At 67.1% G+C, this 20,385-nt stretch carries 19 protein-coding genes and 1 pseudogene; 8 read left to right on the plus strand and 12 right to left on the minus strand.

Annotation, left to right across the window (positions count from 1 at the left end; genetic code table 11):
- The first annotated feature begins 17 nt into the window (after positions 1 to 17).
- Together EPL00_RS03295 and EPL00_RS03300 are read left to right on the plus strand one after the other, a co-directional pair.
- Entirely contained in the window at positions 18 to 794 is a 777-nt protein-coding gene (locus EPL00_RS03295; protein WP_135851844.1) for an MBL fold metallo-hydrolase, read from the plus strand.
- Positions 795 to 1,219: 425 nt separating this feature from the next.
- Complete coding sequence (locus EPL00_RS03300; RefSeq protein WP_135851843.1) at positions 1,220 to 1,882, plus strand: YkgJ family cysteine cluster protein; 663 nt, start codon at positions 1,220 to 1,222, stop codon at positions 1,880 to 1,882.
- A gap of 325 nt (positions 1,883 to 2,207) precedes the next feature.
- Here the strand turns inward: EPL00_RS03300 and EPL00_RS03305 are convergent, their stop codons facing one another.
- From EPL00_RS03305 to EPL00_RS03315, 3 genes are all read right to left on the minus strand, one after another.
- Positions 2,208 to 2,627, minus strand: coding sequence for a TRAM domain-containing protein (locus tag EPL00_RS03305; protein WP_135851842.1), 420 nt, complete (start codon positions 2,625 to 2,627; stop codon positions 2,208 to 2,210).
- 287 nt (positions 2,628 to 2,914) lie between these two features.
- Positions 2,915 to 4,642 carry a radical SAM protein gene (locus tag EPL00_RS03310; RefSeq protein WP_135851841.1) on the minus strand — a complete coding sequence of 576 codons (1,728 nt, stop codon included), beginning with the start codon at positions 4,640 to 4,642 and terminating at the stop codon, positions 2,915 to 2,917.
- 84 nt (positions 4,643 to 4,726) lie between these two features.
- Entirely contained in the window at positions 4,727 to 5,518 is a 792-nt protein-coding gene (locus EPL00_RS03315) for a hypothetical protein (protein WP_135851840.1), read from the minus strand.
- Positions 5,519 to 5,892: 374 nt separating this feature from the next.
- On the opposite strand from EPL00_RS03315, the gene EPL00_RS23440 reads away from it, so the two are divergent.
- Complete coding sequence (locus EPL00_RS23440) at positions 5,893 to 6,051, plus strand: DUF7559 family protein (RefSeq protein WP_202932537.1); 159 nt, start codon at positions 5,893 to 5,895, stop codon at positions 6,049 to 6,051.
- Positions 6,048 to 6,446 (plus strand): annotated as a pseudogene (locus EPL00_RS03320) (Hsp20/alpha crystallin family protein); the annotation flags it as partial. The gene EPL00_RS23440 and the pseudogene EPL00_RS03320, both read left to right, overlap by 4 nt.
- Before the next feature lie 548 nt (positions 6,447 to 6,994).
- Here the strand turns inward: EPL00_RS03320 and EPL00_RS03325 are convergent.
- The 7 genes from EPL00_RS03325 to EPL00_RS03355 all read right to left on the minus strand — a co-directional run bounded on the left by EPL00_RS03325 (position 6,995) and on the right by EPL00_RS03355 (position 14,104).
- The gene (locus EPL00_RS03325) at positions 6,995 to 8,149 is read right to left on the minus strand and encodes an NAD(P)/FAD-dependent oxidoreductase (protein ID WP_135851838.1); all 1,155 of its coding nucleotides are present in this window, start codon (positions 8,147 to 8,149) and stop codon (positions 6,995 to 6,997) included.
- Positions 8,150 to 8,920 (minus strand): creatininase family protein, encoded by a 771-nt coding sequence (locus EPL00_RS03330; protein WP_135851837.1) that lies wholly within the window; start codon positions 8,918 to 8,920, stop codon positions 8,150 to 8,152.
- Positions 8,921 to 9,189: 269 nt separating this feature from the next.
- Positions 9,190 to 9,909 (minus strand): fumarylacetoacetate hydrolase family protein, encoded by a 720-nt coding sequence (locus tag EPL00_RS03335; protein ID WP_135851836.1) that lies wholly within the window; start codon positions 9,907 to 9,909, stop codon positions 9,190 to 9,192.
- Positions 9,910 to 9,974: 65 nt separating this feature from the next.
- Entirely contained in the window at positions 9,975 to 10,757 is a 783-nt protein-coding gene (locus EPL00_RS03340) for a DUF7388 family protein (RefSeq protein WP_135851835.1), read from the minus strand.
- A gap of 548 nt (positions 10,758 to 11,305) precedes the next feature.
- Positions 11,306 to 11,908, minus strand: coding sequence for an NUDIX hydrolase (locus EPL00_RS03345; protein ID WP_135851834.1), 603 nt, complete (start codon positions 11,906 to 11,908; stop codon positions 11,306 to 11,308).
- 101 nt (positions 11,909 to 12,009) lie between these two features.
- Positions 12,010 to 12,507, minus strand: a complete 498-nt coding sequence (locus tag EPL00_RS03350; RefSeq protein WP_135851833.1) for a DUF7109 family protein — start codon at positions 12,505 to 12,507, stop codon at positions 12,010 to 12,012.
- A gap of 496 nt (positions 12,508 to 13,003) precedes the next feature.
- Positions 13,004 to 14,104: a pyridoxal phosphate-dependent aminotransferase gene (locus tag EPL00_RS03355; protein WP_135851832.1), complete on the minus strand. Its 1,101-nt coding sequence runs from the start codon at positions 14,102 to 14,104 to the stop codon at positions 13,004 to 13,006.
- Positions 14,105 to 14,198: 94 nt separating this feature from the next.
- On the opposite strand from EPL00_RS03355, the gene EPL00_RS03360 reads away from it, so the two are divergent.
- Entirely contained in the window at positions 14,199 to 14,552 is a 354-nt protein-coding gene (locus EPL00_RS03360; protein ID WP_135851831.1) for an ester cyclase, read from the plus strand.
- Positions 14,553 to 14,629: 77 nt separating this feature from the next.
- On the opposite strand, the gene EPL00_RS03365 is transcribed toward EPL00_RS03360, so the two are convergent.
- Both EPL00_RS03365 and aroE read right to left on the minus strand, forming a co-directional pair.
- Positions 14,630 to 15,427: a helix-hairpin-helix domain-containing protein gene (locus EPL00_RS03365; RefSeq protein WP_135851830.1), complete on the minus strand. Its 798-nt coding sequence runs from the start codon at positions 15,425 to 15,427 to the stop codon at positions 14,630 to 14,632.
- Positions 15,428 to 15,454: 27 nt separating this feature from the next.
- Complete coding sequence (gene aroE, locus EPL00_RS03370; protein ID WP_135851829.1) at positions 15,455 to 16,357, minus strand: shikimate dehydrogenase; 903 nt, start codon at positions 16,355 to 16,357, stop codon at positions 15,455 to 15,457.
- Between the two features lie 142 nt (positions 16,358 to 16,499).
- On the opposite strand from aroE, the gene EPL00_RS03375 reads away from it, so the two are divergent.
- The 3 genes from EPL00_RS03375 (at position 16,500) to EPL00_RS03385 (ending at position 20,304) form a co-directional block, all read left to right on the plus strand.
- Positions 16,500 to 17,462: a calcium/sodium antiporter gene (locus EPL00_RS03375; protein ID WP_135851828.1), complete on the plus strand. Its 963-nt coding sequence runs from the start codon at positions 16,500 to 16,502 to the stop codon at positions 17,460 to 17,462.
- Positions 17,463 to 17,531: 69 nt separating this feature from the next.
- Positions 17,532 to 18,875 carry a sodium/calcium exchanger protein gene (locus EPL00_RS03380; RefSeq protein ID WP_135851827.1) on the plus strand — a complete coding sequence of 448 codons (1,344 nt, stop codon included), beginning with the start codon at positions 17,532 to 17,534 and terminating at the stop codon, positions 18,873 to 18,875.
- A 97-nt stretch (positions 18,876 to 18,972) separates the two neighbouring features.
- Complete coding sequence (locus tag EPL00_RS03385) at positions 18,973 to 20,304, plus strand: D-aminoacyl-tRNA deacylase (protein ID WP_135851826.1); 1,332 nt, start codon at positions 18,973 to 18,975, stop codon at positions 20,302 to 20,304.
- Positions 20,305 to 20,385 lie beyond the last annotated feature (81 nt).

Below are 20,385 nucleotides of genomic sequence, written 5' to 3' on the forward strand. Positions count from 1 at the left end.
CGGACTTCGCTCGTGACATGCACGTCCAGCAGGTCTCGGTCCCGACCGAGACGCTCGCGCCGACGGGCGCGACCAACGCCTACCTCCTCGGCGACGACGAGGCGATTCTGGTAGACCCCGCGAACCGCACCGCCGACCTCGACGCCGCGGTCGAGTCGGTCTCGGTCGGGCATCTCCTCGTCACGCACGCTCACCCCGACCACGTGGGCGCGGTCGCCCACTACGCGGAGTCATGCGACGCGACCGTCTGGGCACGCGCAGGACGCAAGGACCGCTTCGAGCGCGCTACCGGAATCGCGCCGGACCGGACGTTCCGCGATGGGACCCGAATCGGCGACGCAACCGTCGTGGAGACGCCGGGCCACGCGCCCGACCACGTCGCACTCGCAACTCCCGACGGTGCGATGCTGACCGGCGACCTCGTGGTCTCGGCCGGGAGCGTCGTCGTCGGCGCGGACGAGGGCGACGTGCGAGCCTACCTCTCCTCGCTTCGGCGACTCTACGCGAAGAATCCCGACAAGCTCTACCCCGGCCACGGGCCAGTCATCGAGAATCCACGAGACCAAATCGAGCGGCTGATTCGCCATCGACTCGACCGCGAGGCCGATGTCCTCGCCGCAGTCCGCGACGGGGCGACCGCGCTGGACGAAATTCTGGACGCCGCCTACGATAAGGACCTCTCGGGCGTCCGGGACCTCGCGCGAAGCACGACCGCCGCGCACCTCGAAAAGCTGGCCGTCGAGGGGAAAGTCGAGTGGGACGGCGAACGAGCGACACCGACGGCCGCCGAGTAACGGCGGCGAGTAGCGGCGGCGACCGGACAGCGGTAGCTCGGTGACACGTTCCACCGGCAGACGCTCGACCGACTAACCGACAGCGCGAACGCTCGCCGCCGCAAACCGCCGGTTTGGGTGGACTGAAAGGGGCCGGTCACGCGAGCGAAGCGAGTGTGACCTCGGAAGTCGCAGCCCGCGCAGCGCAGCGAGCAGGACCGTCTTCCGGTGCCCGCTCGCGTTCATCTCGGCCGTCTGGCCGACCCCTATCCGAGACGAGCCGAGTGAAGCGAGGCGAGTCGCGGATATGTCGGCCAGTGACCGCGAGCGGGCGGGGGCTTTCGGGGAGTTCTCGGTGGTCAGTTTCGTCAAACCGACGGATCTCTCACGCTGGACTTCATCGACGCAACGAACACTCTTTTCCCCACAAACGCCAACCCACACCTGTGCAGAGTCTCGAAGCGGAACTCGAAAACGCCCAAGCCCTCGATACCGACGACCTCGCGGACGCCATCGAGACAATCGGCTTCGAGTGTACGCGGTGTGGCGCGTGTTGTAAAGCCGAGGCTGACGACCCCCACACCGCGACCGTCTTCCCCGACGAAGTGCGGGACCTCCAAGACGCCACGGAGTACGACTGGCGCGACGTGGCCCGGCCGATGCCGTACGGTCTCGACGGCGACGAAGACCGGGACGGTATCACGGGCGAGACCTTCGAGTGGGCGCTCCAGACCGATTCTTGTGGCGACTGCACTTTCTACGAGGAGGCCGACGACGGCACCGGAGCCTGCTCTGTCCACGGCGACCGGCCGCTCATCTGCGAGACCTACCCGTTCTCGGTCGCGCTCGGCGGGACGAGTCAGCCGATGGGCGAAGCCGTGGACGAGGAGGGCGTCGTCCGCGCCCACGAGTGCGAGGGACTGGGTAGAGATATCTCTCGGGATGAGGCCGAGGACCTCGCGGCGGCGCTCAAGGAGCGCGCGGTCCGGGAACTACGGGAGGCCATCGCGGTCCGCGACGAGTACGCGCCCGCCGACCCCGACGAGGGCGTCGTGGTCCACGACTCGGAGGGCGCGAAGCGCCCGGACGGGTCGGTCTACGACGAGTAGTCGCCGCGAGCGCGGTCGCACGCAGGACTACACGGACGACCAGTGGAAGCGCCACCGGGGGTCGGACCGTCACCACGGGAGGTCGGACCGTCACCGCGGGAGATCGGACTGTCGCCACCGAGAGTCGAACCACCGCGGGCGGGCCGGGATTCGTTCGACGTATCGACACGCGAACGGTTCGTCACGGACTGGTATTTCAACCTTCGCGTGAGTCGGCGGGCGCGCCCGACCGCTCGATTAGAACCGCTATCGCTGGCTGTTTCTGCCAGTCGAGGAGGGCACAGCAGTCGCTGTCGGGTTCGCGGACAGCAAAGAATGGTCGGTTTCAGAAGTCCTCTTCGATGATCTCGCCGACCGCGAAGTTGGACTTGACTTCCGTAATCTCGACCTTGACGCGCTCGCCGATTTCGGCGTCGGGGACGATGATGACGTAGCCCCGCTCGACGCGAGCGATGCCGTCGCCCTGCTTGCCGATGTCCTCGACTTCGACGTAGCGTACCTCGCCCTCCTCGACGGGGGGTTGGGGTTCGGACGGTGCGCCGCTGCTCTTGGACTCCGATTGAGACTTCGACTCGGACTGCTGAGACGAGTCCGAATCGTCGGAGATGAGCGCGACCCGGTAGGTTTCGCCCGGTTCGACCGACCCGGTTTCGATTTCTCGGCGCGGTACTTCGACGACGTACTTGTCGTCCTCGATAGTCACGTCAGCACTGAACAGACACAGGAGTTTGTCAGAGATCTCCAAGGTTATATTGCCTCCGTTCGAACCCAAGTAGTCAGCGCGTAAAGAATTTTACTCAACGACCTTTTGCTGCGCTCGGCTCGCGCGAACGCAGTGGCGTTCGCGCGGCCTCGCTGGCAAAAGGTCGATCAAAATCCGTCGTCACCCCCTCAGAAGCGCCTGCGGCGCTTCTTCGAGGGCTCCTCGGACCGCTCGCTCGGTCACTTCGTTCCCTCGCTCGCGGCGGATTGCGGTGTGCGCCCGAATCGCTGGTGCGCTCGCTGTGGACCGCGACTGCACCGCAATAGCCCTCAGTCCGCGCCTTCCGGTCGCTCCGCCGTGGTGAACGCCGTCAGGTCCACGCTCACGTCGGCGTCGAGGTCGGCGGGCGAGTCGTAGGGTCGATTCACGATGACGTTTCCGGCGCGTTGCTTGCCGAGGCCCGGAATCGCGGTGAGTTCGTCCATCGTCGCGCTGTTGAGGTCGAGCGGGTGGACGACGCCCGTCACCGAGCGATAGCCGTGGTCCACGACCGCCACGTCCACCGTCCGGCCGAGTTCGCGCTCGCCCGGAATCCCGACGAGGAGTGGATACGTTCCGAGCTGTCGCCCGAACGTCCGGCCGTCCTCGTGGTATTCGAGGTGGACATCGGGCAGGAGCGTCCCCGCCGGGGCGAGTCGCTGGAGCATCGGGTTGTCTATCTCCTCGCGGACCTCGGTCTTGTATTGCTTGAACAGCTTCTTGTGGTCCTTGGCGATGTCCGCGCCCACGTCGCTCATCTCCGTGCCGTCGAAGGCCATGACCTGCCGGATATTGACTCGGCGGAGCATCAGCCCCTCGTCGTAGACGCGTTCGAGGAACCGTTTGTTGTGGTCGAAGGTCTCCTCGCGCTCGCCCTTCAGCCCGTGGAGGAGGTTGATACCCGGCAGGAGCTTCGGCAGGCGATTCGCGGCAGAGTTTCCATGCGTGGGGGCGTCGGCGGGGTCTTCGCCCGGCCGCCACCCGGCCTCCTCGTTGACGATTTTGACGGCCTCGAAGCACTCCTCGGCGGTGACGTTGAGATTGTTCTCGTCTTGGACTCTGGGGTCGGCCGATTCGAGACCGAACGCCGCGGTGTCGCCCGGCGTGTTGTGTTCGGCGATGACGCGGATGCCCTCCCGCGCCAACTCGGGCCATTCGACCACCGTGATGGGGTTCATGTTGTCGAGGTGGAGCGTGTCGAGGTCGGGCGCGACCTCCCGAATCCCGCCGTAGAGGTTCCGGAGCGCGTCGGGGTTGGGCTTCTCGCCGTCGCCGCCGTAGGCGAGGATGTCGGCCTGTCGGCCGAGTCGGAAGTGTCGCGCGCCGCGGTCGTAGAGCGTCTGGACTTCGCTGACGACGGAGGGCGGTCGCCGGAACGAGGGGTTGCCGTACAGCGGTTCCGTGCAGAACGAACACCGGTAGGGACACCCTCTGCTCGTCTCCATCTCGCAGATAAGGTAGTCGGGGTGATTGGGGTGTTGTTCGATGACGAACGCGCCGTCGGCGGCCCACCGGTCGATTTCGGCGTTGTCGCGCATCCGGTTGTTGAACCCCTCTAGTCCGCTTTCCAGCAGGTCGTAGGCCGCGGCCTCCACGTCGCCTTTCGCCACGAAGTCGAAGTCCAAGTCGTCGCGCTCGGTCTCGGTCGCGCCCGCGTTCTCGTCGCCGACGCCGAACTTGACGGGGCCGCCCATCAGGCTGGTCCCCTGCGCGGTCCACGCCATCTTGCGCACTTCGTCGGGTTCCGCGGGGGTTCCGCCGACGTACTTACCGGGCACCGTCATCCCGCCGATGTAGACGAACAGGTCGGCCTCCTCCACGTCGCGCCACTTGCCGGAGTCGTCGCGCAACTCGTCGATGGTGTGGTACGTGACGTTCTCTTTGGGCACGCCAGCATCCACGATGGCCCCGGCGGTGTACCGCGGATACGTCGAGATATAGGGCGGTACGCCGAAGTGGGCCGGTTCGTCGACGTACCCATCCACGAGGGTCACGTCGAGGTCCGCGAAGTCGGTCATGAAACAGGGTTGCTTCTCGACGGGTAAAACGGTGACTACACGGGTCGAAACTGCTCGGTCCCGCGCGGAACGAGTCCGTACTCGTCAGTGCAGATACGGGTACGACCGAAACGCGCCGAGGAGGGCGCGTCGGTCTTCGACCGCCGAGAGGTCGGCGACGTAGACGGTCGGGTACGGAAGCCCGCGTTTGACCCGGAGCGTGTCCTCCTCGACGGTCACGTCGCGGAGCCGTCGCCACGGAATAGCAGTCCCTCCTCGATTCCCGGTCTGGCGAATCAGCAGATGATCGTCGAGTGCGACCAGTTCGCGGTCGGTCGTTCCGGTGAAGGCGTTTCCGATAGTTATCCCGAGCAACGTTCCGACGAACGAACCCACGGAGAACGAATCGCCCATCACGAGGCCGAGAACCGAGAGGACCGCGGCGGAACTCACGACGCCGAGTCCGAACTCCCATCGCCGAGGCTCGACCGCGGTGACGCTCGCTCGGACGCGCTGGCGTTCTAGTAGCAGTTCTCCTCGATGCGAGGTACCGAGCGTGACCACGACGGCAGTCCCGACGATGAAGACGAGGAGCCGAAGCGATTTGCCGTCGTCGGGCGTCGCCCCGCCGAACAGCGTCGGAGCGGCGACGCCTGCGACTGCGAGGAGACCGACGACGCCGACGAGCCAGTAGGCGCGTGCCTCGACTGCGCGGTCGAGCGCGTCGGGGACCTGTTCGAGCGCGACCCAGACGAGACCGGAGACGAGCGCGCCGAGACCGATACCTAAAACTGGGTCCGTCGGCCACGGCGCTGGCGTCGCCAGAAAGCCAGCGAGACCGACGAGGAGGCCGACCGAGAGGGGGAAGTGCCGACGTTCGGGGCGGCGGAGTTGCACGTTCGACTATCGTGTCACTTCCCACATCAGAGTTGGCATCTCGACGCGACTCTCGGCTTCCGGGGTCGAACGGGACGCGACGAGGCTTCTTCGCGGCGTCTGCGCGGCGCGAGGCGGTGGGTAGGACGCGTTCGTTTCGCCGATAGCTCCCGCGGAAAACACTTCGATAGAGGCCTCCGCGATTCGCTCGTCCGCGGGAAATCCGTGTCCGAAGACCGTTCTCCTCGCGGCGCGTCCGCCTCGAACTGACTGCACCGACGATTCGGGTCCGCTTGCGCGGCAGTTGACACGACGGCCCCGAATCCGGCGACGAGGCCCGACAGAGAATCGCCGAAGCCCTCGTGCTTATGGTCGCCGGGCCGTAAGATTTCAGTATGCCCGCGACGCTCGAAGTGAAGTGTACGAACGACGACTGCGAGATGGACATGTTCGAGATGCATTACACCTACGACATGCCCGACGACGTGGGAGTCTCGGACTTCCAGTGTCCGTACTGCGGCGGAACTGACTGCCTCGACGCTATCGAGCTATGACTCTGCGAGACATCGGCCGGTCGGTCGGAAACGCGGTCCTCCAGCGCGTCGGCCGGGCCGCGAGCAAAGTGCAGGAGTCCAAGCCCCTCCCCGTGGACCTACTGGAGAGCGACGACGCCTACCTCGTGGTGTTCGACGCGCCGGGCGCGACCGGAAGCGACGTGCAGGTCCGGTACGCCGACGGCGCGGTCCACGTCCGCATCGACCGCTTCCGGGACTTCTACGACGGGTTCGAGATGGTGTTCCCCGGCCGGGGCCTCTCGCTCGACGGGACGGCCGACCTGCCCGCCGACGCCGTGGTGGACGCCGAGGAGGCGACCGCCACCCTGACCGAGAGCGGGACGCTCCGCGTTCGAGTCCCCAAACGCACCGAGGAGAAGGGAGAGTCAGATAGCGTATCCGCAGAAGCGTAGGGCGATTCGCTGGCCACTCTTTCTTCCGTCTTGTCCCGTTTCGAGGTTCAACCATCAGTACTGTTACGGAAGTGCGAGGAGAAAGCCTCGCCGTTCAAGGAGGGATGAATCCGACAGACGATGACACAACCTACCGACGATAGCACGGCCTGATATTCCAACAAATACTTAATCCCCTTCGGGGAATGCTCGCGCTTTGGGGCGGGGAGGATGTCAACCCATAAGCAGACGCCGTTTATCCGCCGAGCGACCGCTTGAAAATACTAAACGGGTTTAGCTACCAATGGTGGATCTGAGAGCTGAATTCACTCTGTTCCACTCAGTTTATTGCTTGATACGACAGGGTGTCAATTATTACTGACAACCGAACTGCGTGACGCTGCACGGGGGGATGTAATCCGTGATGGAAATTCCGAACATTAGTTCACCTCCAATGCATGCGAAGAATCCGATTGTACTTATATTTTGCTAGTATTAATATTACATTTTCTACAATAGGTTAGAAATAGACTCGTTGTACCAGAGTAGATCTACTCGACCGACATCCCTTCCGCGATGTCGAACTCCTCGTCGCCGTCGAACCGGGTCGGGTCGAACTCCGGCAGGGGGTTCTCCCCCAGAACCGCCTCGGCGGCCGCCTCGCCGAGCGCCGGAGCGCGCATGAACCCGTGGCCCTGCCACCCGGCCGCGACGTGGAGGCCCTCGCGCAACTCGCCGAGGAGTGGGTCGCGGTCGGGCGTCGCCACGCAGAGTCCGGCCCACGCCTCGCGGACCGCGCCGAACTCCCCGAGGCGACGGCCGAGTCGCTCGCAGGTCATCTCGCAGAACTCGCGGTCGGCCTCGCGCGTCCAGTCGTCGGGGTCGCTCTCTACCTCCTCGGTGCCGTCGCCCGCCAGCAGACCCTCCGGGTGCGGTCGGAGGTAGTAGCCCGCGGTGGCGTCGTAGCACATCGGGAGGTCCTCGCGTCGCCCGGCGTCGAACCCGGCGGTCAGCGCCTGCACGCGGTAGGGCTTGAGCGGGACCGGAATCCCGGCGACCGCGAGGAGTCGCTTGGTGTGGGCACCCGCGGCGACCAGTATCGCGTCGAAGGACTCGGATTCGTCCGAGTCGCCGGTAGCCTCCTCGTCCTCGCCAGCCCTCCCGACGCGCTCGACTGCGAGGGCGTCGGCGTCGAGTCGGACCTCGGTGTCGGTCCGAATCTCCGCGCCAGCGTCTTCGGCCTTCCGAGCGAGGAGGGCGGCGTAGCTCGCGGGGTCGGTGTGGCCCGCGTTCTCCGCGACGGCGGCGACGCCAACGTCCGACCAGTCCACCGCGGGGAACCGCTCGCGGAGGTCCTCGGGGTCTGCGAGTGCGACGTTCCGCCCGGCGTCCTGCATTCGGGGCACCTGCTCGCGGATGGCTTCCGCGCGGCGCTCGTCGCCCTCGTGGGCGAACCAGACGTAGGGCGTCTCGCGGAACTCGAAGTCGCCCTCGCCCGAGAACTCGCGGAACCGCTCGATTGCCCGGTCGCCGACGCGGGCGTCCTCCGGCGCGGCGAAGGCGTCGTAGAGGACACCCGCGGCCCGGCCCGTGCTTCCGCCCGCGATATCGTCTTTCTCGTAGACGACGACCTCCTCGTCCCGCCGCGCGAGGTCGTAGGCCGCAGTGACGCCGACCGCGCCGCCGCCGACGATTGCGACCTTCATCTACTTGTGCCCCCGCGGCCAGAGGTCGGCGAGGTCTTCTCCGGCCAGCCACTCCACGAGCGCGGCGAGGTCGTCGCTCGCGTGGGCCAGCAGTTTCTCGCCGACCTCCCGGCTCCCGTTGGTCGGTTCGCCGACCGCACCGCTCTCGGAGAAGTCGAGGGTGTCGAAGCCGATTTCGGCCCCGTGGACCGACTTGCCCCACGAGTCGCCGCCCTCGTCCTCGGCGGTCTGGAGGGCCTCCTCGCGCACGAACTCGTCGGCGATGGCGAGCATCATGCTGGTCTCCACCGCGTCGGCGTGGCCCAGCGAGGTGTCGAGTTCCTCCTCGATGAGCGCGTCGAGGTTCGACCACCAGTTCCACGGCGCGGCGAAGGCGATTTCGTCGTCGCGCAAGTTGCGGGCCGCGCGCCGGAGCGCGTCGGCGTTCCCGCCGTGACCGTTGACGAGGACCGCCTTCTCGACGCCGTGAGAGGCCGCGCTCGCCACGATGTCGGCGACGTAACTCTCGAAGACTTCGGGGTCGGTCCAGAGCGTCCCGTCGAACTGGCGGTGGTGGGCGCTGACGCCGACCGGAACCGGCGGGAGGAGAACGGTCTCGGGGTGGTTGGCCACGGTCTCGGCGACCGCGCGGGCCGACAGCAGGTCGGTGCCCAGCGGGAGCGCGGGACCGTGCTGTTCGACGCTCCCGGTCGGGAGGACCGCGACCGAGGCCTCCTCGAAGGCGTCGGCCGCCGTGGTCGTCGTGTGTTCGTAGAGATAGGTTCGGCTCACGGTCGGGAGAACGGACAGCGGGCACTTAGAGATATGGCACCCGGAAAGCGCCGAAATCGGGTGGCGATGGCCGCCCCGACTGAACTTCCGTCTGGGTGGACTGAAAGGGGCCGCCCGCTCGCGTGCTTTGTAGTCGTCTCAGCACGGCCACTATGTCGGGCGCGCAGTTCTGCGCGCCCGACATATCCTGCTGAGCGACCGCGAGCGGGCGGGGGCTTTCTACCTCTTCTTCTCGACGTTCCTGCAGATGACTACCACGAACGACTCGGCTACTCTCGGGCGACGACTTCGTTCCGGAGTGTACCGACGCCCTCGTAGGTAATCTCGACCTCGTCGCCGGGTTCGACCAGTCCCGGATTCGCGGGACTGCCGAACGCGATTACGTCGCCGGGCCGGAGCGTGAACCGCTCGGAGAGGTAGGCGACGATTTCGTACGGGTCGAACAGCATCAGTTCGGTGTTGGCCTCTTGGCGGCGCTCGCCGGACACGTCGGTCCACATGTCGAGGTCGGTCGGGTCCACGTCGGTCTCGACCCACGGGCCGAGCGGTCCGGAGGCGTCGAAGGCCTTTCGCGCGGTCCGACCCTGCTGGTCGAGGGCGTCAACGTCGTTCATGACCGTGTAGCCCCGGACGACCTCGGGGACCTCCTCGGGTTCGACGTTCCGGCATCGCTCGCCGACGACGGCGGCCAACTCGCCCGCGTAGGTCAGTTCGTCGGTGAACTCGGGGTAGGGAATCGGTTGCTCGTGGGCCAGCAGGGAGGCTGGCGGTTTGATAAAGAAGTCCGGTTCGTCGGGACGCTCGTACTCCATCTGGTCCAGCGTCTCGGCGTAGTTGCGGCCGACGCAGTAGAGCGCCGAGGGGTCGGCGGGCGGGAGGAGTCGCCCGTCGCGCCCGACCTCGTAGGTGCCGTCGTCGGCGCGGATGACTCCATCGTCGTAGCGGCCGGAGACCGGTCCCTCCGGCGTCAGCAGGCGTGCGAGTCGCATACTCGTCGTTCGGAACTCGGCGGGAAAGAAATATCGACTCCGGCAGGGTGGTTATCGAATCGAGGCTAGCTCACGAACTCGTCGAGTCCGCGAGCGGGGTAGCCCACCACGAGGTCGGCACCGGCCTCCTTCAGGTCGGCGACGCGCTCGCCGACTTTCGCTGGCGACCCGACCAGCGCGTAGTCCCGCGTCGCGGCCGTCAGGACCTCGCGCGCTCGGTCGGTCGCCGTCGCGTCCGTGGGTGCCTCCTCGGGGAGCGCGCTCGCCACGGGACCGCGCCGTGCGGCGTACCCGCCCACCGCGTCCAGCACCGCGTCGTCGTCGTCGGTGAGGACGGTCGGCGCGTACACCGCGAGTTCGCCGTCGAACCCGGCGGCTCGAAGGGCGCGCAGGTCGCGCTCGGTACTGCGCGAGAGGAGTTCGAACTGGGTCGCGCCGGTGGCCAGCGCGAGGCGCTCGACGCCCTCGGTGCCGACCCACGCCGCGGGGTCGCGCTCGACCGCGGCGCGCAGGCGGGGCGCGACCGCCTTCCGGCGCTCGGCCTCCGAGAGGTAGGCGGCGTGACCGGCCACGGCGACACGTTGGACCTCCTCGGGAATCCGGTCGTACCCCGAATCGTCGCCGAGGGGGTCGAATCCCTCGGCGCGGACGGGCGTGGTCAGTCGAACTTCTTTCTCCGTCGCGAGTCCTGCCAGCGTCTCTGCGTCGGGCAGGTGTTCGCGCCCCTCGTAGTCGATAGCCACGGTCTCGAAGGGTAACTCGGCCGCCCGCGACACGTCGCACTCGGCGGGCTTGAGCGCGGCGGCGTCCAATTCGGTCTCGGCGATAGTCTCGCCAGTAGTTAGCATGCGCGAACACCTCCAGTAACAGTCGCTCGTCGTCGTACGGTTCTACTGCTCGTGCGGAACGCGATCCATCGTCTGTGCGACCATGTAGCCACTGGTACCCGCGGGAGGGTCAAAAGCGTATCGGCGCGGTCGAAACTTACCATCGAGTCGAAGTCACTCGATTTACTCGCTCGAAGGCGCTCGATTTGGCGAACCGAGTGCGCTCGACTCGACAACCGACTCCGGCGCGTGCGGGCGCGGCGCTCGTGCGCCGCGCCTTCCCGCGCGAGGGATGAGTAGCACAGCGTAGCGAGCAACGCAATCGGGTGGGGAGGGCGTGGTCTGCGGTTGCGGTGCTGTGCGGTGGCAATGCTGTGCGGTGGCAATGCTGTGCGGCGGCAGTGCTGTGCGGCGGCGCAACTCCTGTTTGTCGGCAGTAGCTAGCTTCTCGCCGCGATGAAACTTCCTCGAAGAACCTCGGGCAATCCAATCTACGAAAAGACAACTCCATCGTTGCGAAAGGCACACGTACACTTTCTAAAGCCGCCAAAACACGTCCAAGGACACCCTCAATCTTGTCGAACGTCGGCGTCGGGGTCCACGACTCTATCGACCCGCTCGGGCGCGCGCCAGTCGGTCGTCAACTCCAACAACTGCACCAAAATTCGGGCCGTCGCGCCCCAGACCGTGTACCCATCGACGTGGAAGAAGTGGACGATGGCCTCGCCGTACTGGGGATGCTCGCGCCGTTCGACCTCGTAGTTGTCGGGGTCGAGCAAGCCCGCGACCGGAAGCACCGCGATTTCGGCCACCTCGCGCTCGTCGGGGACGTACTCGCGGTCCGGCACGCGGGCGACGTAGGGCGTGACGGCGTACCGACTCGTCGTCCGGATGTCGTCGAGGAGACCCACCACGTCCGCCTCGTCGGCGCGGAGACCGATTTCCTCCTCGGCCTCCCGAAGTGCGGTGGCCCGGAGGTCGGCGTCGCTCGGTTCCCGGCCGCCGCCGGGGAAGCTCATCTGGCCCGCGTGTTCCCCGAGGTGGTCGGCCCGCTTGGTGAACAGCAGGTAGTAGTCGTCGCCGCGGGTCACGACCGGCGCTAAGACGGCCGCGTCGTGTTCCTCGTCGGCGACGGTCTGTGGCACGTGGTCGGCCACGCGACCCAACTCCATACCCTGAACGTCGTACCCCGTGGCCTTAATTCGTCCGTCCGCGGACGGACCAGCGGTGGACTGTTCAGTGCTACCACGCCTTGATGGCACCGCTCGCGGCGCTACTCGAACGCCCGGTCCAACCGCTCGCGCACGTCGTCGGCCTCCACCGGTGCCCACGCTTCGAGGTCGTAGCTCACGTCGAGGAGTTCCCGCGCTCGCTCGGCGTCGCCCGCGGCGGCGACGGTCCGGGCCTCCTCGTAGAGTCGGTCGGCGACGGTCTCGCCTAACTCCTCGCGGTCCAACTCGCGGTCGGGCACGTCGAGGATGTGGGGCAGGTCCTCGCCGTTCTCCGGGACCGTGGGGAACGCCGCTGGACCGGCGACGAGAATCGAGTCGGGGGCTTCGGAACCACCGCCGGGGGCGTCGTCGCCCGCGTACTCGGCTTCCGCGAGATAGTAGTCTTCGACCGCGCGCTCGATTTCGACCGCGACCGCCTCGCGTTCGACCTCGTCGCCCTGCTTGAACGCGAGTTCGACCAGCGCCTGTTCGAGTTCGTCGCGGGCGAGGCCGCCGAACAGGTCTACCACCCCGGCGAGTTCGTCTTTGGTGTCGGCCATTCGTTGTCGGGTAGGGTTCTCGCGGGGGCTTAGTTGTTCGGGAACGGCAAGCGAGGAGTCGGCTACTGGCTCGGGTCGGTCGGACCAGCACCGGACCGCGACTGCGACGCGAACCGTCGCCGACTCCTATCGGACCGCACCGTACCGCGACCGCTCGGCACCGCAAACCGCACCGAATCGTGACCGCTCGGCACCGCAAACCGCACCGAACCGTGACCGCTCGGCACCGCAGACCGCACCGCGCCCCGAACCTCCCCGCTTGCGCGCTCGGTCGCGCAGAACCGCGAGCGCGACCGAGCGCACGGCGCGTCCGTATTGAACAGTCGGATAGCTCACGCGAAGGTTGAAATACGAGGCCGGGACGAACCTCGTCCGGACGCTTCGCGCGGTTACACCGAGGGAGGTGGCGAGTTAGTCACCAGCGTCGATGACACTGTAACCGCCAGTCCGACTAATCCGAAAGGACAGCGCAAATCAGAATCCGACAGTCAGCGCCCTACGCGAAGTACGCGGCCAACCGCTCGGCGGCCTCCTCGACCCGCGGACTCACCAGCGCGAACCGGAGCCAATCGTCGCGCGATTCGCCGAACGCCTCGCCGGGCATACCCGCGACGCCCGCCTCGTCCACCAGTCGCTCGACGTTCTCCAGCGTGCCGGGGAACTCGGGGAACCGCGCCATCACGTAGAACGCGCCGTCGGGCGTCGAGTAGTCAGCGCCCGCCGCGTCCAGCGCGTCGGTGAAGGTAGCGACTCGCTCGCGCAGTAGCTCGCGGTTGGCCTCGTAGTACGCCGGGTCGGTGTTCCGGAGCGCGTGGAGAACCGCGTACTGGCCGGGCCGCGTCGTGGCGACGTTGGTCAGCATGTGGCGGGTCTTGGCCACGTCCACCAGCGACTCGGGGAAGACCGCGTACCCGACCCGGAACCCGGTGATGGCGAACGTCTTCGAGTAGGAGTTCGTCACGATTCGGTGGTCTGAATCGAACGACAGCGCCGAGGAGAACTCCCCCGAGAAGTCGAAGTGGTCGTACACCTCGTCGCTGACGAGGAGGGCGTCGAACTCCTCGGCGATAGCGACCAGTTCGCGCATGGTCTCCTCGTCGTAGACCGCTCCCGTGGGGTTGTTCGGCGTGTTGACCACGATTCCGGCGGTCTCGTCGCTGGCGGCCTCGCGCACGTCCGCGGGGTCCAGCGACCCGTCGTCGTCGGTGGCGACGTACCGCGCGCTCGCGCCGAGCATCGTCGTCTTCCCCGGATAGTACGGATACACGGGGTCGGTCAGGACGAACTCCGACCCGCGCTCGCGCTCCAGCGCGCGGGCCATCGCGAGGTAGTTGGCCTCGCCGCCGCCGTTGGTCACGACGACCTGTGATTCGTGGACGTTCCGGCGCTCGGCGATCTCCTCGCGGAGCGCGGCAAGTCCCTCGCTGGGCGGGTACTGGAAGTCCGCGCCGCCCAAATCGGCGTACTCGTGGAGGCCTTCGCTGACGGCGTCGGGCGACCCCCAGTCGGGGTTGCCGCTCACCATGTCCACCACGTCCCGGTCGGCGTCGGCCGCGTACTGCATCACGTGGAAGAACAACGGCGTATCGTAGTCCATACGCCGACACTCGGACGCCGCGTAGGTCTTTCTTTCGACCGGCACGTCTCGACAACCCCCGAAATTAACTTCGGCGAGAGGGTAGCTTCGAGACGTGACTCACGCAGACCCGGACGCGGTCCGCGACTACTACGAACGCATCGACGCCGAGGAGTACGAGGCGGTGTTCGCGCTGTTCGCCGACGACGTGACCTACGAGCGAACCGGCCAGCGACTCGACGGCATGGCCGAGTTCCGCGAGTTCTACCTCGACGACCGGCCGCTCGAAGACGGCGACCACGAGATTCACCGGGTCGTCGCGGACGGCGATACGGTCGCGGTCCGCGGGCGGTTCACCGGCACGCAGGACGGCGAGGAAGTAGCCTTCGGCTTCGCGGATTTCCACCGCTTCGACGACGAGGGCGACATCGCGGAGCGGTGGACCTACACCGACCGCGACGAGGTGTAGCGGCCGCTACGGCCGACGACACGTCCGAGAAGAATCGAACCTCGCGCATCGAACCTCGCGCGGGGTCGGAGTCCGAATCAGCGCGCCTGCGCTCGGTCTATCCACGTCCCGATGCGCTTGTCGGAGAGGCCCGTCTCGTCGGCGAGTTGTCCCGCGTCGGCCTTCGCCAGTTCGGTCACGTCGGCGACCCCCGCCTCGCGGAGTCGTTCGGCGTAGGCCGGGCCGATGCCCTTGACTTCTTCGAGCGGTTCGCCCTCGCCGACCGGTTCGTCGGCGGCTTGGTCGGGGTCGGGTTCCGCGCCGTCGGTCTCCTCGGGCGTCGGTTCGGGTTCGTCGCCAGCGGTCTGTTCCGGCTCGGCCGCGTCGGTCGAGGGACCGACCGCTTCGGCGGGTTCGGCCGCGTCGTCGCGGCCGGTCTCGACGCTCTCGCTTCCTTCGGGTGCCGTCGTCACGTCTTCGGTCGAGATGCCCGCTTCGGCGTCCTCCTCGTCTGCCCCGGTCTCCTCGGCGTCCTCTCCGGTCTCCTCGGGCGTCGGTTCGGGTTCGTCGTCAGCGGTCTCGGTTCCGGTAGCCGCTTCCGTCCTGTCAGTCACCTCGGTCTCGGCGGAGTCGGTTTCGGCAGCATCGGTTTCGTCGGGTTCGGCCTCCTCGATGTCCGGGGCGTCGGCAGACTCGGTTCCGTCGGCGGTCTCGGTCGCGTCGGTGGACTCCTCCGCGCCGGTATCGACGCCTTTGACGGCGCTCTCGGCTTCTACGTTTGGTTCGGCCGACTCGTCGGGTTCGCGCTCGATGGTCACCCCGGACTCCGTCCGGCGCACCTGCGAGCGGTCGTCCTCGAGTCCAAGCAACGACTTCAGCTTAGTGAGCAGTCCCATTTGCGCGACAGTAGACGGCCGCGCCACTTAAAGCCGTGCCCGAAGCGCCTCGTTCATCGCGCTCACGGGTGCGTCTCGGCCGGTCCACAACTCGAACGCCTCGACGCCCTGATACAACAGCATCCACGCGCCGTCGATGGTGGTCGCGCCGCGCTCGCGGGCCTCGCGCAGGAGGCGGGTGTCGAGCGGCCGGTACACCGCGTCCAGTACCGCGAGGTCGCCGTGGAGCGTCTCGGCCGGGACCGGCGACCGGTCCTCCTCCATGCCGACGCTGGTCGCGTTGACCAGCACGTCGGCCTCGGGGACGCGAGTTTCGAGCGAGTCGAGACCGCCAGCGGTCGCCTCCTCGGAGTCGTCGCGGGTCGCATCCTTGCGGGCCGCATCCTTGCGAGTCGCGTCCTTGCGTGTCGGGCCGTCGAGGTCCGCGACGAGTCGCTGGGCGCGCTCGACCGTCCGGTTCGCGACGTGGACGCTCGCACCAGCGTCCGCGAGCGCGAAGACCGCCGCGCGGGCCGCGCCGCCAGCGCCGACGACGACCGCGTTCTGGTTCGCGAGCGTCACGTCGTGGTGCGCGAACGACCGACGGACGCCCGCTACGTCGGTGTTGTGGCCGGTCGGTGGGGCTGTTGTTTCGTCGTCTCCTCGGTCCTCGCCACCGGTCCCGAAGTCGATGGTGTTGACCGCGCCGATGCGAGTCGCGAGGTCGTCGGGTTCGACGTGGGCCAGCGCGTCCTGTTTGAACGGGATGGTGACGTTCAGGCCCGCGACGCCGAGGGTCTGTGCCCCCTCGATTGCCGCGCCGAGGTCGTCCAGTGCGGGTTCGAAGGTGACGTACCGAGCGTCCATCCCGAGGGCGTCGTAGGCCGCCTCGTGCATCGGCGGCGACAGCGAGTGGCCGACGGGGTTGCCGAGGAGTCCGAACACGTTCATGTCGGGGGCGAAGTCGGCGACCGGGTTAACTACTGGGTTCCGAAGCGGTGCTTGCTACCAGTTCTCAGTGGCAATAATTGTCCAAATATTTATCCCGCCACTCGGATTTGCCAGCAATAGAGAACAGATGATACCGCTTCAAATGTCGGCTGAACTATTGCTCTCGGTAGACACGCTGTATCTGCTCGGCGGCATCCTCCTGCTGTATCTGGGCGCGGAGTTGCTCGTAGACAGCGCCTCGTCGCTCGCGGTCGGCTACGGCATCGCGCCCGCGACGGTCGGCGTCACCGTCGTCGCGTTCTCGACGACCGCGCCCGAACTGTTCGTGAGTCTCGTCGGCGGCATCGGGATTTCCAGCGACATCGGACTGGGCAACATCATCGGGTCGAACATCGCTAACCTCGGGTTGGTCCTCGGAACGTCGGCGCTCGTCCAACCGCTGTCGGTCGATTCGAAGCTACTCTGGCGACACGGCCCGTTCATGCTCGCGGCCGCGGTGCTGCTCGTCGTGTTGGGGAGCGACGGGACGCTCGGCCAGTTCGACGGCGCGGGAATGCTCGCCTTGCTGGCGGTGTTCACGGGGTACATGATATACCAGTCCCGGTCGGCCGACGACGAGGTCGTCCCCGACGAGATGCAGGTCGAATCCGAGTCGGGGTCGGTCAGCGCCCGCCAACTCGCGTTGCTGGCTGGCGCTGGGTTGTGTCTGCTCGGCGGTTCCATCGGTCTCGTGCAGGGCGGCACCGGACTCCTCCGGTCGTTCGGCTTCGACGACCTCTTCATCGGCATCACCATCATCGCGTTCGGCACGTCGCTGCCCGAGTTGGCGACCTCGCTGGTGAGTTCGTTCCGCGACGAGGCGGAGTTCTCCATCGGCAACGTCGTCGGGTCGAACATTTACAACGTCCTCGCCGTCATCGGCCTCCTCGCCATCGTCCACCCCTTCTCGGTGAAAGCCACCGTCCAGACGTTCCACTTCCCGGTGATGCTGGCGTTCACCGTTGGCGCGATGGCGCTGATGGCCATCGGGCGAACCGTCTCGCGTCCGGGCGGTATCGCACTCGTCGGAGCCTACGGCGGGTTCGTCTACCTCCTGTTGCCGTGAGGCTCCCGTCCCGCCGACCCGTGGAATAACGCAAGACCTACTTTCCGGGGTAGGCTAACCTCGGACAGAATGTTGAGTCGTTTACGTCATCCTCTCGCCGCAGTCGGTACGACGACGGCGCTCACGCTCCCGTGGGTCTACGTCTGGGCGACGGGTGGCACAGGCGGACTGAGCCACCTCCAGACGGTCGCCATCACCGGGGTGGCGGTACTGGGTGCCTCCTTCATGCTCGCGTGGGCCGCCGAGACGGCCGAGAAGGACGTGCCGCGCGCGTTCGCACTGGCCGTGCTGGCGGTCCTCGCGGTCGCTCCGGAGTACGCGGTGGACGCGCTCTACGCGTGGACCGCCGGAGCGAACGCCGGTACCGAGAGCGGCATGCAAGCCGCGAACCTCGCGGTCGCGAACATGACCGGCGCGAACCGCATCCTCATCGGACTGGGGTGGTCGGGCATCGCGTTGTTCACGGTGTACCGAGCCGGTAGCTCGGCGGACCCCGCAGTGGTCGAGAAGTCCGGATTCCTGAAGAACAAGATTCAGATCGACCGCGACCTCGCCACCGAAATCGCGTTCCTGCTCGCCGCGACCGCCTTCGCGTTCTTCGTGCCGATAGGCGGCGGTATCGGCATGGTGGACACGGTTGTTCTCGTCGGCCTGTACGCCCTCTACATCGGCATCGTCATCCGCGGCGAGGTTGACGAACACGACGAGCAGGTGGGGGTCCCGGCGTACTTCCAAAGCTACTCCAAGCTCCCGCGAATCGCCACCGTCCTCGGCTTGTTTGCGTACTCCGGCGGGATGATTTACACCGCCGTCCACCCGTTCGCGCACGGACTGGAGGAGTTAGGACTCCAACTCGGCATCCCGCCGTTCTTCATGATTCAGTGGCTCGCGCCACTGGCCTCCGAGTCGCCCGAACTCATCGTGGTCGCGTACCTCGTCAACAAGGCGCGCTCGACCGCCGGGTTCAACGCGCTCATCTCCTCGAAGCTCAACCAGTGGACGCTCCTCATCGGGACGCTCGCGGTGGTCTACAGCATCGCCGCCGGGTCCATCGGTGCGCTCCCCTTCGACGAGAAACAGCAGGCCGAAATCTGGATCACCGCGGCCCAGAGCTTCTTCGCGCTCGGCGTGCTGGCGAACTTCGAGATCAGCGTCCGGGAGGCCGTCGTCCTCCTCGTGCTGTTCGTCTCGCAGGTCGCCGCCGAGTTCTGGATCATCCAGACGATGGCCGACGCGCAGGCTCACGAACTCAGCATGCTCATCCTCTACGCCTACACCGCCGTCTACGTGGTCCTCGGCGTGGGCCTGTTCGTCGCCCGGCGCGACGAACTCCGGGGTATCTACGACCGCACCGCCGCGAACGCTCGCAACGCCCTCCCCGGCGGGTCCGAGCAGGTCGAACACGCCGACTGAGACCGTCGCTCGTCTCCGACGGCTCTCTTTCTCTCCCCGTCGTCTCCGACGACGCAACCCGACGCGCTTTTCTTCCGCTCCTCCCGTAGTTCCGGGCGTGATTGCCATCGTCGTCAGCAGAGCCGACTCGGCCTCCGAACACATCGGCGACCACCTGCTGGACCTCGCGGACTGGGAGACCCGCGAGGAGGGCACGCGTCCGGACGCCGAGGGCGGCGGGACCTACTATCGAAACGACGACTTTGAGCTTCGGGAGTTCGACGCGCTCCACCTCGACATCGAGGCGGCCGCCGACCCGTTCGAGGACCCCGACCTGCTGGTGTTCGCGTCCAAGCACTCCGGGGACACCGGGCCGCTCCTCACCGCTCACTTCACGGGGAACTTCGGCCCGGCGGAGTACGGCGGGGTCGCGGGCGGTCTCGCGGAGGCGTGTCCGAACGCCCACGCGAAGCTCCTCGATGCGTTCGAGGAGTACGCCCCTGACCAGTACGAGGTCGGGATGGAGTGTACCCACCACGGTCCCTCGGAGGTCGGCGTCCCCTCGCTGTTCGCGGAGTTGGGAAGCGACGACGAGCAGTGGAACGACCCCGAGGGTGCCCGCGCAGTCGCGCGGGGCATCCTCGATTTGGCGGACGTTTCCCCCCACCGCGAGCGCCAGTTGGTCGGCTTCGGCGGCGGCCACTACGTCCCGCGGTTCGAGCGCATCGAGCGCGAGACAGACTGGGCGGTCGGGCACATCGCGGCCGACTGGGTGCTGGACGCGATGGGGTCGCCCGAGCAGAACCGCGAGGTGCTTCGGCGGGCCTTCGAGGAGAGCCGGGCCGAGCGCGCGGTCGTGGAGGGCGAGTATCCCGACCTGAAGTCGGTCCTCGCGGAGTCGGGCTACGAGGTCGTGGGCGAGACGTGGGTCCGGGAGACGACCGGCGTCGCCCTCGAACTGGTCGAGCGCGCGGAGTCGGACCTCTCGGGAATCGCGGAGGGACTGCGGTTCGGCGACGCCGCGACGACCGTCGAGGGCGACGCCGACTACGAGGTCGTGGACCTGCCGACGGGACTCCTCGGGGAAGCCCAAGGCATCGACGCCGACGAGACCCGCGAGGCGGTCGCCGCGAATCTGCTGGCGTTCGAGACCGAACAGAGCGGGACGCGCGCGGCGGGGCGCGCCGCGGTCCGCGCGCCAGACGACCGCGACGAGCTAATCGACGGGCTGGCCGACCTGCTTCGCCGGAAGTACGAGTCGGTCGCCCGCGAGGAGGGCGCGGTCGTCGCCCGCGAGACCACCTTCGACCCGGAGAAGGCCCGCACCTTGGGCGTCCCCGAGGGACCGGCGTTCGGGAAGCTCTCGTCGGGCCAGTCGGTCACGGTCCGGGGTGACGAAATCGACCCCGAGACGGTCCAGTCCGAACGCGTTCGGCGGTTCGAGTTGTAAGTTTTGTCCGTCGGACGGAGATATGTCACCGAATGTCAGACATTCGTCCGACAAAGAGGGGAAAGATAATTACGCTCCGTT

The sequence above is a fragment of the Halorussus salinus genome (assembly GCF_004765815.2).
Classification (GTDB): Archaea; Halobacteriota; Halobacteria; order Halobacteriales; family Haladaptataceae; genus Halorussus; species Halorussus salinus.